The organism is Micromonospora sp. NPDC005197 (assembly GCF_040608295.1).
Taxonomy (GTDB): Bacteria; Actinomycetota; Actinomycetes; order Mycobacteriales; family Micromonosporaceae; genus Micromonospora.
Genome location: NZ_JBEXHY010000157.1, coordinates 1 through 10,876, shown reverse-complemented (window position 1 = coordinate 10,876; position 10,876 = coordinate 1). Strand labels below are relative to the sequence as shown.

At 70.9% G+C, this 10,876-nt stretch carries 8 protein-coding genes; 4 read left to right on the top strand and 4 right to left on the bottom strand.

All coding sequences use genetic code 11. The features are described 5' to 3' along the window. Window positions 1–45: 45 nt before the first annotated feature. Window positions 46–4,458, bottom strand: a complete 4,413-nt coding sequence (locus ABZU46_RS28600; protein ID WP_354862598.1) for a S8 family serine peptidase — start codon at window positions 4,456–4,458, stop codon at window positions 46–48. A 288-nt stretch (window positions 4,459–4,746) separates the two neighbouring features. Between ABZU46_RS28600 and ABZU46_RS28595 the strand changes: the two genes are divergently transcribed. Beyond that, entirely contained in the window at window positions 4,747–5,301 is a 555-nt protein-coding gene (locus ABZU46_RS28595) for a winged helix-turn-helix domain-containing protein (protein WP_354862596.1), read from the top strand. Window positions 5,302–5,394: 93 nt separating this feature from the next. Here the strand turns inward: ABZU46_RS28595 and ABZU46_RS28590 are convergent, their stop codons facing one another. Continuing rightward, a complete protein-coding gene (locus tag ABZU46_RS28590) occupies window positions 5,395–6,285 on the bottom strand; it encodes a diiron oxygenase (RefSeq protein WP_354862595.1) in 891 nt (296 codons plus the stop codon). A 48-nt stretch (window positions 6,286–6,333) separates the two neighbouring features. On the opposite strand from ABZU46_RS28590, the gene ABZU46_RS28585 reads away from it, so the two are divergent. The 3 genes from ABZU46_RS28585 to ABZU46_RS28575 all read left to right on the top strand — a co-directional run bounded on the left by ABZU46_RS28585 (window position 6,334) and on the right by ABZU46_RS28575 (window position 9,161). Beyond that, window positions 6,334–7,062, top strand: a complete 729-nt coding sequence (locus tag ABZU46_RS28585) for a TetR/AcrR family transcriptional regulator (RefSeq protein ID WP_354862593.1) — start codon at window positions 6,334–6,336, stop codon at window positions 7,060–7,062. Beyond that, entirely contained in the window at window positions 7,059–7,355 is a 297-nt protein-coding gene (locus ABZU46_RS28580) for a DUF4873 domain-containing protein (RefSeq protein ID WP_354862591.1), read from the top strand. Before ABZU46_RS28585 ends, ABZU46_RS28580 begins: the two co-directional genes overlap by 4 nt. A 249-nt stretch (window positions 7,356–7,604) precedes the next feature. Further along, window positions 7,605–9,161 (top strand): OFA family MFS transporter, encoded by a 1,557-nt coding sequence (locus ABZU46_RS28575; protein WP_354862589.1) that lies wholly within the window; start codon window positions 7,605–7,607, stop codon window positions 9,159–9,161. A 66-nt stretch (window positions 9,162–9,227) separates the two neighbouring features. Here the strand turns inward: ABZU46_RS28575 and nrfD are convergent, their stop codons facing one another. Then, on the bottom strand, window positions 9,228–10,295 hold the full coding sequence (nrfD, locus tag ABZU46_RS28570) for an NrfD/PsrC family molybdoenzyme membrane anchor subunit (RefSeq protein ID WP_354862588.1): 1,068 nt from the start codon (window positions 10,293–10,295) through the stop codon (window positions 9,228–9,230). Continuing rightward, a partial coding sequence (locus ABZU46_RS28565; RefSeq protein WP_354862586.1) for a 4Fe-4S dicluster domain-containing protein occupies window positions 10,292–10,876 on the bottom strand: 585 nt, incomplete at its 5' end. The genes nrfD and ABZU46_RS28565, both read right to left, overlap by 4 nt.

Sequence of the window (10,876 nt, the reverse complement as noted above, 5' to 3'; positions counted from 1 at the left end):
GTCGAGGACCAGGCGGGCCGGATCGGTGGTGCTACCGCTCAGGTGTCAGCACCGGATGGGCGCCAACGCGAAGTTCTCCACCGCGGGAGTGGTGGTGCTGATCTTCGTCTGACGGGTCTGGGGCTTCCAGCCGTCCTTGGCGACGATCATCGTGAGCGGGTTGTTCCGACGGTCCACCCAGTAGGCGTACTTGCCGGCGCTGTCGGTCGCGAACGTCCACGACATCGCCCACGAGTCGACCTGGACGACCGCGCCGGCAATCGGCGAGGTCGCGCCCTGGCAACTGGTCCCGGTCACCGTACCCATCAGCTTGCCCCAGGTCTTCGGGGGCGTCGCCGTCATGGTCACCGCCACCGGCGCCACCGAGTACGGCGTGTTCTCCTTGATCGTGACCGCACCCGAGTAGGTGCCCGGCTGGTCCACGTTCGCCGTCATCCCGACGGTGACCGTGATCTTCTCACCCGGCGCGAGGGTGACCGTCGACTTGTCGATCGTCATCCAGCTGACGTCGGCCGCCGCCTCGACGCACCCCTCGAAGCCCGGCAGCACCTCACTGTCCGGTGCCGCGTTGAAGCTGCCCGACGAGCCACCGATCTTGTAGAAGCCACACGCCGCGCCACCCCGGTACCGGGCGGTGTTGGCGTTCGGCAGGTTCGACCACGAGCTGGTGGCCGGGTCGTAGGCGAAGCCGGCGTTGCTGATGGCGCCGCCCTGCGAACCGCCCACGACGAGGAGCTTGCCGCTGGCCACCGCGTACGAGCTGGCCCAGTTGTCCGTCGGCGCGTCGGCGATGGCGGTCCACGTGTTGGCACCCGGGTCGTAGGCGTAGCTGGCCTTCTGCGCCGCGGTGCCGTCGTTGCCGCCAGTGCAGTAGAGAACGCCGTCGATCCCGCCGCAGGAGGCGAAGGCCACCGACTTCGGGTAGTTCGCCAGCGTCTCCCAGGCGTCGGTGCCCGGGTCGTAGCGGACCACCGTGTTCGACATCGGCAGACATGCCGAGGTGGTGCAGCCGCCGACGGCGTAGAGCTTGCCACCGACGACCGCCTGCCCGGCCGCGGACCGCGGCGCCGGGTTGTCGGCCAGTTCGGTCCAGCTGTTGGCCCCCGGGTCGTACGACCAGGTGGCGGCGTCGGGGCCCTCGGCGCCCCAGCCACCCGTTGCGATGATCTTCCCGCCGACCACGCCCACGGTCAGCGCGTTGCGGGCGCCGGGCAGGTCGGCTGCCGCCGTCCAGGTCTGCGCGACCGGGTCGTAGGCGTAGGTCTTCGCGGTGGAGGCGCTTCCGTCGCCACCACCGATCGAGTAGACCTTGCCGTCCAGGGTGACCACCCGGTTGTCCATGATGTTGGTCGGGAAGTCGGTGATGTCCGTCCACGGAGCGGCCTGCGGGCCGGCCGCGGCGGAGGTCGCCGACGTCGCCTTGCCGGACGCCCGGGCCGCGAACGACGTCGGGACGCTCAGCCGCTGCTCCGGTGCGCCGGCCGCGCCGAGCACCTGCTGCCGGGTCACCCGGGAACCGTCCGCCCGCAGCAGCTCGAAGCCGTTGTCCCGCTCACCGAAGCCGACCTCGACCGGCGCTCCGCCGGTGTTGGTCACGGTGAACGTCCTGGTGGCCTTCCCGTTGGGCATCTGGACCGTCGCGCTCACCTGGGTGGGCGTCACCGACAACCGGCCGGCCGCGAGGACGAAGTTCGCGGCGGTGGCCCAGTCGGGCTCGACGTCGACCTGCTTGCTCTGGCTGACGTAGTTGCCGGCCGTCGCGGTGAACTTGTGGGTGCCGGTCAGCGTCGAGTAGATCCAGTAGAACCCGTCGGGCAGTCCCGGGTCGTCCGGGGTCGCCACGGTGACCGCCTTCTCGGCGGGCCGGTCGTTGCTGGTGACGGTGGCGCCGTTGACGTAGCTGTTGTCGTTCTTGTCGCGGACGTTGCCCACGACCAGGCCGCCGTCGACCGGCACGCAGGTGACCTGGCTGCCGATGAGGACGTTGTCGACCTCCCACCACCACTCGTACGAGGCGTCGTAGTAGTGGAACCGCACCTGGACCTGCGCCTTGCCGGCCGCCTGCGGGATCGGGATCTCGGTGAGCTTCGGGCCCCGGACGTCGGTCTCCTGCCGGAGCACGTTCGTCCAGGTCGCGCCATTGTCGATGCTCAGGTCGACGTCGGCGGTGTCGTCGTTGAGCTGGTTGAAGTCCTGGTTGAACCGGATGACCGGGGCCGTGACGCCGGTCAGGTCGACCACCGGGCTGACCAGGGAGGTGTCCTGGCTGGTGCCCGCGCCGTAGTCATCGCTGTCGATCATCGCGAAGTTGCCGGTGCCACCGGTCAGGTTGCCCCGGCCGCCGTCGTCGGTGAACTTCCAGACCTGACCGCTGCCCGCGTTGTCCACCACCGTCCAGCCGGCCGGGGTGGTCGTCGCGTCGAAGGTCTCGTACTCGCCGTCGGAGCCGAACGTGTAGCCGGGCGCCGTCGTGCAGGTGGTGGTGTTCACCGGCACCGCGACGTTGGCGGTCACGTTGCGGGTGCCGACCACGACCTCCTTGGTGACGGTCTGGTAGCCCGGGTACTGCGACTCGTACCTCAGGGTGTACGTCTGCCCGGCCGGCAGCGTGATGCTGTATCGGCCGTTCGAGGGCGTCGTGTAGTCGTACACGCCGGACGGGCCGCTCACGGTCACCTTCGCGTACAGCGGCCAGCCGTGGCCGGAGCCGTCGGTGACCGCGCCGGTGACGTTGACGCGCGGCACCGCCGTCAGGGCGACGTTGAGCGTCGTGGTCGCGCGGTTGGCGACCGTCGCGGACTTCGTGGTGCTGCCGTAGCCGAATGCCGACACGACGACCTGGTAGTCGCCGGTCGGGACCTGGGTCGAGTAGGTGCCGTCGGCGCCGGTGGTGATCTCACGCGAGGTCGGACCGGTGAGGGTCACTGTCGCGCCGGCGATCGGTGCGCCGGTGGCCGCGTCGGTGACCGTGCCGGCCAGGGTGCCGACATCGCCGGTCGGGGCGGCGTTGAGCAGCGCGAGGGCGTCCAGCCGGCCCTCACCGTAGACGTTGTTGTCCGCAGCCGTGCCGCCGCACTGGGCGTCGGCCTTGTCGATCGCGGTGCCGTTGAGCAGCGCGCGGGTCCCGTCGACGTCACCGATCAGCGACGGCGCCGCCGAGTACAGCAGGGCGATCGCGCCCACCAGGTGCGGGGCGGCCATCGACGTGCCGCTGGCGGTGCCGTACCCGTTGCCGGGAACACTCGACCGGACGTTCACGCCGGGCGCGGAGATGTTGGGCTTGATCTCGCCGTTCTGCCCAGTGCCCCGGGCCGAGAAGCTGGCGATGGTGTTGTTGATGTCGTACGCGCCGGCCGAGTAGTTGCTGGCGAGGCTTCCCGGTGAGCCGCTGGTCTGGCACGCCGGCCCGCTGTTGCCGTTGGACCACACCCCGAAGATGCCCGACGCGGCCCAGGCCAGCGTCACGTCCTCCATGAAGGGCTCGTTGGACGGCTCCCGGGTGCCCCAGGAGTTGTTGATGATGTTCGGCCGCTTGCTGGCGTCCGGGTTCTGACCGCTCAGGTCGGTCGGTTCGAGCATCCACTGACCGGATTCGATCAGCGCCGCGTCGGTGGGGCAGCAGCCGTTCGCCGCGATCCACTTGACCCCGGGCGCGACACCGATCTGGTTCGCGCCGGCGGAGCCGGCCATGGTGCCCATGGTGTGCGTACCGTGGCCGTCGTCGTCACAGGGTGCGTCGGCGCACGTCCCGGCGGCGTTGAACCAGTTGTAGTTGTGGTCGAACGTGCCGTCGCCGTTGTTGCCGCGGTAGGAGTTCACCAACGCCGGGTGGTCGTACTGCACACCGCTGTCGATACTCGCGATGGTGACGCCCTCGCCGGTGACGCCGTACCGGGACCAGACGTCGTCGGCGTTGATGTTGGCAACGCCCCACTCCACGGAGTTGACGGTCTTCTCGTCGGTGCCCTTGATGAGTTCCGGCAGCTTGTAGGCGACCGGGGCGTAGAGGCCCTCGACCTCCGCGTGGGCGGCGAACTTCTGCGCCATCGCCAGGGAGCCGCTGTTCACCTTGATGGCGTTGGTGGCCCAGAAGGTCTGGTACTTCGTACCCGAGCTGTCGAGTTCGGCGCGGATCTTGCCCTGGCTGGCGGCGGCGGTCTCCCGCAGCGTCTGCGCGACGGCCGCGCCGCGCTTCGTCCAGTCCTTGATGGCACTGGCCTTGCTCAGGTCGGCCCGGTCCTTGAACCGAATCCAGAAGTCCCCTGCGCTCTTGGCCTCAAGCTGGCGGGCGAGCTCCGGTCGGATCTTGTCCCCGGCGGCGGTGCCCGCTCCCAACGAACCGGGCGCGGCCTGCGCGCCGGAGCCGACGCTGGCCAGGCATGTGGCGGCGAGGATCATCGCCGCGCTGGCGCTGACCAGCGATCTGGCCGTGCGTCTCCATTGTGGACGTCTGAACATCGGTGCTGCCTCCCTCAGAACGACCCAGGGGTGTTATGGGCCATGGTGAGGAGTGCGCGAGATCCAGCTCGACGGAACCGAGCGAACGGACCCCTCATGCCTCCCCATGCACCGCGCGGGTCACGCCGGTTGCCCGAGTGGACACTATGATCGAGAGGAAAGGACGATCAAGAACTTGCTGTGAGCAACTTGTCGCTAACGGTTGCCCTGCTGGCGGCGCGCTTGCCAATCATTGTCAGGACCATGACGATAACTGGGCAGGGAAGCCTATCGATCCCGGGCGGTGTGGTGGCCGAGGACGACGAGACGGCGGTGGACGGGGCTGATCCGGCCGACGAACCGTTTCCGCTGCTGATCGCGGTGACGCCGTCGCCGACCGAGCGCATCCGGCTCGCGGAGCGCCTCGACGGGATCGCGCCGCTGCTGCTGGTGGCCGACCTCGACGAGCTGCGCCGGCTGATCGCGATCCCGCAGCAACGGGCCGGCCCGCTCGGCGAGCCACCGTCGACCCCGACGCCCACCGTCGAGCCCGGCCCCGCCCTGGTCATCGACTCGGCCCGGTCCACCGCACGGTACGGGGGTCGCGAGGTCGACCTGACCCGACTGGAACACGACCTGCTGACCTGCCTGATCACCGAGCCGGTCCGGATCTGGAGCTACGCCGAGCTGCACCGGTCGGTCTGGCACGACGAGGGGCGCGAGCGCAGAGCGGACGTGCAGTCGCTGGTGAAGCGGCTGCGACGCAAGTTGCGGGACCTCGGCGCCGGTGCCACGATCGAGGCCGTACGCGGTGTCGGGTTGCGCCTTACCGGCCGGCACGAGCCGCGGATCGGGCGTGCCTGACGGCTGCCTGATGTGGGCAGTTCATCGCCACGTCCGGCCGCCCCGCACCGCCGGCAGACCCGTCGACGCCGCACCCCGGCCGGACGACGGCCGTCAGATCAGCCCCGCCCGGGCCCACAACAGCCGCCCCGGCCCGCCCACCAGCCCGACGCCCGCGAGGTGGTCGTGCACACGGGCCGCCGACCACCGCAGCGTGGCCTGCCAGTACGGGTTGGCGCGGGCGGCGGCCCGGCCCACCGCCGGCGGGATACCCACCGCCGCGTACGCGTCGGGGTGGACGAGACGGTTGGCGATCGAGTGTGCGGCGCGACCGACCAGCAGCCGGGCGTACGCCATGCCGACCGGTCCGGCAGCCGCGACCTGGCGGGCCAGCTCGTCGCGGGCGAACCGGACGTGTCGCGCCTCCTCGACGACGTGGATGCGCGAGACCATCCGGATGAGCGGCTGAAGAGACTCGTCCGCCATGATCTCGCGCTGGAACGCGTCGAGGATCTCCTCGGCGACGAGGATCGCGGCGTACATCCGGGGGCCGCTGGCGGTCGCCTTGAGGAACCGGCCGAGCAGGTGGTCGAACGGGTCCGCCCGGTAGACGGGACAGCCCATCGCCTCGATCAGCCGACCGAACATGATCGAGTGCCGGCACTCGTCGGCGACCTCGGTCAGCGCGTACTGGGCGCGCGGGCTGGTCGGGTCGGCGTCGTAGTAGTGCCGGATCAGCATCTGCATGAGGATCGTCTCGAACCACAGACCGGCGCTGGCCGTGCTGGCCACCTCGTGCTTGGTGAGCTCGACGCGCTGCTCTTCGCTGAGGCCCGACCAGAGCGCCGTGCCGTAGAGGCTGCTGCGGTGCGGCGGGAGCCAGTAGGCGCCCGGGGTGTGCGGCGCGTCCCAGTCGATCTCGACCACCGGGTCGTAGCTGGTGCGCAGCGACGACGTGAGCAGCCGTTCGGCGACCGCCGAGTCCTCGGGTTCCGCCGCCTCCATGACTCCTCCACATTGACGTGACTGGCAGTAACTGTTACCTGTAGTAGCATGCAAGCGCCACGCAACGATGTCAATGGACCCCAGCCGGCGGCCGCGTCCACCGGCGACGGTCGAACGGCGACGGGCAACGGCCGCCGGGACCGCTGGGCCAACCACCGTGAGCAGCGCAGGCAGGCGCTTGTCGAGGCGGCCGTGCAGGCGTTGCTGCGGCACGGCCCCGAGGTCGACATGGAACAGGTGGCCGCCACCGCCGGCGTCAGCAAGCCGGTCCTCTACCGGTACTTCGCCGACAAGTCGCAGCTCTGGGTCGCCGTGAGCGAGCGGTTGTCCGCCCAGGTCGTCGACACGATCGCTCCGGCCATCGCGCGGGTCCGCGAGGAGCGCGACCTGGTCGAGGCGACGATCGACGCGTACCTCGGCGTCATCGAGTCCCAGCCGACGCTCTACCGGTTCCTGATCCACCGGTCCGGTGACCCCGGCATCCACCAGGTCGTCTCCGGGACCAGTCGGCAGGTGGCCGCCGGGCTGGCCCGCGTGATCGGCGACCGGCTCCGCGCCCTGGGCCTGGACGCCGGCCCGGCGGAGCCCTGGGCGTACGGCCTGGTGGGCTTCGTTCAGGCGGTCGGCGACTGGTGGACGACCCGCGGCCAGCCGATCAGCCGCGCGGCCCTCACCGACTACCTGACCACGCTGCTGTGGAGCGGGATCCAGGGGGTCCGCGCCAGCGCCGACCTGCCGCGCGAGCTGACCCGCGCGCACGAACGCATCGTGCCGTGAGCTACCACGGCCCGGCGAGCGTCGCGGGCACCCCGGTGCGGGTGCACCTCAGCGGTCGGTGGGAGCCGGTCGACGGTCGCTACCACTGGAGTGGCCGGATCGAGCCCGAGCCCAGGGTGGCCGGACTGCTGCGCTCCGGTCGGCGCGACGTCGAGCTTCGCATCGCCGACCGGGCCCGGCCCGGCCGGCTGGCCGAGGTCGACGCCTGGGGTGGTGTGCGGATCACCGGCCTGGGACCTCCACCCTGGCCCGCGCCGACAGGCGACGAGCCGGACCAGCCCGTTTTCCCGTAATCGCGAGCCGCGGTCCGGCGACCACGTAACGTGAGCTACAGCCGATCAACGGCGAACGCCGGACGCGCGTCGGGCCGCCAGGTGGCGGCGCAAGCCGCTCGGTCATCCGCCGGGAGTCAGGTGCGATTCCCCGGCCCGGCGTCATCCGGGAGCGCGCGGAATCCGCCCAGTGGGCAATGCGACGGTACGAGGGCTCCGGACAGCTCCGCCTCGCCGCCTGCCCACTCAGCCGCAGGAGGTGCGGAGCCCATGCTGTCGGTATTCGACCCTCGGCACACCGTCGCTCCCCCGGGATACAGCCGCTGGCTCATCCCGACCGCGGCGCTGGCCGTGCACGTCTGCATCGGCCAGGTCTACGCGACGAGCGTCTACAAGAACTCCCTCATCGCACACTTCGACGTCAGCCAGACGGCGATCGGGGCGATCTTCAGCATCGCCATCGTCATGCTGGGCTCGTCGGCGGCGGTGGGCGGCCGGTGGGTGGAGCGCAACGGCCCCCGCCGGGCCATGTTCGTCTCCGCCTGTTTCTGGGCCACCGGGTTCCTGGTCGGCGCGCTCGGCATCGCGACCCGGCAACTCTGGCTGCTCTACCTCGGTTACGGCGTCATCGGCGGCATCGGGCTGGGCATCGGCTACATCTCGCCCGTCTCCACGCTGATCAAGTGGTTCCCGGACCGGCCGGGTCTCGCCACCGGTCTGGCGATCATGGGATTCGGCGGTGGCGCCCTGGTCGCCGGCCCGCTGGCGCGTCAGTTGCTGTCGCTCTACGACCCCGACTACAACCCTGCCAACCCGGCCGCCGTGGCGTCGGGGTCCGCGCTGGTGGGGCTCTTCGTCACGTTCGGCATCGGCTACTTCGTGATCATGATGTTCGGCCCGTTCAACGTCCGGGTTCCTCCGCCGGACTGGCGGCCCGCCGGGTTCGACCCCGCTCGCGTCGCCACCCGGTCGCTGGTGACGAGGGCGAGCGTGTCCGCGTCCAACGCCGTGCGGACCCGTTCGTTCTGGCTGCTGTGGATCGTGCTGTTCTGCAACGTCACGGCGGGTATCGGCATCCTGGAGCAGGCCAGCCCGATGATCCAGGACTTCTTCCGGGACAACGGCTCCACCGCTGTCTCGGTGTCGGCGGCGGCCGGCTTCGTGGGTGTGCTGTCGCTGTTCAACATGGCCGGCCGGTTCATCTGGTCGACGACGTCCGACCTCATCGGCCGCAAGCCCATCTACATGGTCTACCTCGGCGTCGGCATGGTGCTCTACGCGCTGCTCGCCGTGGCCGGGCACGCCGCGACCGCCGCCTTCGTGCTGATCGCCGCCCTGATCATCTCCTTCTACGGCGGCGGCTTCGCCACCATGCCCGCGTACCTGCGGGACCTCTTCGGCACCTTCCAGGTCGGCGCCATCCACGGCCGGCTGCTGACCGCCTGGTCGGCGGCGGGTGTCGCCGGCCCGCTGATCGTCAACGGGATCCTCGACAGCCAGGGCAAGCCCGGGACGCTCACCGCGTCGGCGTACCGACCCGCGCTGTTCACCATGGTCGGCGTGCTCGCCATCGGCTTCGTCGCGAACCTGCTGGTCCGCGCCGTGCCCGACCGTTTCCACGAGCCCGACCGGGGTCCGACCTCGCCCGTGGCGCGCGCCAGCGTCACCGAGCCGGTCGCCCTCGGCCCGCAGAGCAGGCCACCGGTGCCCGAGCACGTCGGCGGCCAGACCGGGCGGCTCTGGTTGTCCTGGCTGCTCGTCGCGGCGCTGCTCGGCTACGGCATCGTCGAGACCGTCATCACGGCCGCGAAGCTGTTCACCGGCTGAGGCGACGGCCGGGCTGCGACGCGCACGGGCAGTACCCCGCGAGGGCACTGCCCGTGCGCGACGCGCTCAGCGTCGGCCGTCGTGCACCGTCGGCCCGTGCTCGGCGAGGCGCTCCCGCTGGGGTACCACTGTGTACTTCGGATCGCGCGCCGACACCCTGCCCGCCTCGAAGATCCCGAACCGGGTGGCGACCGACGAGGCCACCAGGGCCGCGCCGGAGAGCACCGACAGGACCCGGCTGCGCCGGCTGAACAAGGCCGCGGCAGTGCCCACAGTGAGCAGCACCCGGCCCCCCTTGACCAGCCGGCCGCTGCGGCCGCGCACGTACGGCTCGCCGGTCAGTCCCATCCGCTCCAGCCGGTGACCGCCGATCGCCTCGACGGTCGCGGCGGCGAGGGCGAGGCGGCGCAGCGGGGCGGTCTCCGCGGCCGGCGCCGCGATCAGGCCGACCCCGGACGCGGCGACGAGCGCGCTGCCGGCGAAGACGACCGGCAGGAAGGGGTGCGCGTCATGCCAGGCCGGCACGGCGGTGTCGGCGAGCAGGACTCCGGTGTACGTGGCCAGCCCCGGGGCGGTGGCCGCGGCGGCCAGGCCGGCGACGTCGCCGACGGAGGGTGCGAGCCGGCGGGCCAGGCCGAGCACGCCGTGCTGCGGGAGCCGGGGCGCGAACTCGGCGATCGCCGCCACACCGGCGGCCGGCCCGAACGCGGTGAGGATCCAGGTGCCCACCGACATCGGCGAGGTCAGCTTGGCGACCCGGAGCATGTGGTGGAAACGGTCCGGCCGACCGAGGTCGTGCACCAGCAGGTACGCGCTGGCGAGGGTGCCGCCGAGGGCCGTCCAGCGGCCCACGCGACGCAGGGCGGGGCGTCCGGTCAGTTGGGCTCCCGCGCCGATCAGCGCGCCTCCGGCGGCGAGGCCACCGCTGAACAGGTAGCCGGCGATGTCGTGCTTCCACACCGGCGCCTTGAGGATCGGGCGGCCGTAGTAGGAGCTGAAGTCGGCCGGCGGTACGGTGAGCTGCTCGCCGCCGTGGCTCCGACCCCGGCGCTGCCCGTCGGGCTGGTCGAGGTGGGCCTGGAACGCGCGGAACCGGGCGCCGGCCGGCTCGTGCGGTGGCGTCGCGTCGGTCATGGCCGCCTGCCCAGGAACGCCAGCGCCGTGGCGGCGACCATCGTCAGCGCGGCGAGGCCGGCGCGTTTCCACATCGCCGGCAGATCCCGCGTCGTCACCACCGGATCCGGCGGCAACCCATACACCTCCGGCTCATCCAACAACAAAAAGAACGCCCCGTCACCACCCACACCGTCGTTCGGATCCTCCCCGTACAGACGCGCCTCCGACACCCCCTGCTCATGCAACGTGTCCACCCGCTGCGCCGCCCGCTCCCGCAACTCGTCCAAGGGCCCGTACTGAATCGACTCCGTCGGACACGCCTGCGCACACGCCGGCGTCATCCCCGCACCCAACCGGTCATAACACAGCGTGCACTTCCACGCCCGACCATCACCCCTACGCTGATCAATCACCCCATACGGACACGCCGAAATGCAGTACCCACACCCATTACAGATGTCCTCCTGCACCACCACCGTCCCGAACTCCGTCCGAAACAACGACCCCGTCGGACACACATCCAAACAAGCCGCATGCGTGCAGTGCTTACACACATCCGACATCATCAACCACCGAAAATCCGACCGCTGCTCCACACC